Below are 310 nucleotides of genomic sequence, written 5' to 3'. Positions count from 1 at the left end.
ATATCACTTTTGAAGAGTTGATGCAGGAAGCGGGAGAGATCAAAGATGAGAAGCAGTTACAGTATTATATGCTGGTGATCCTTTCCCTCCTGGAGATCAAAGCCGATTCCCATGAGTCAAAGGGCGAAAGTTTCGAAAAGCTCTACCGCAACCTCATTGCCACCGGCCACCTCACCACCCTCGCAGAAAAAGCCGGGCAACTCCATGATGCAGAGAGTGTAGAGAAGCTTTTGATCTTGAGGATGAAGGAAGAGGTTATCTTAAGGAATAAGAGGTGAAATTGATACTCTAACTTTCACACAAAGCAAAA

Annotated in this window: 1 protein-coding gene; it reads left to right on the top strand. The window is 44.8% G+C overall.

The genetic code is table 11. The annotated features are described in order from the left end of the window. On the top strand, positions 1–278 hold a 278-nt coding region (locus tag HC176_RS18715; protein ID WP_167920480.1), incomplete at its 5' end, for a hypothetical protein. Positions 279–310: the final 32 nt, after the last annotated feature.

The organism is Tamlana crocina, from assembly GCF_012037625.1.
The sequence above is the reverse complement of the archived record's forward strand: the minus strand, read 5'-3'. Positions and strand labels throughout refer to the sequence as shown.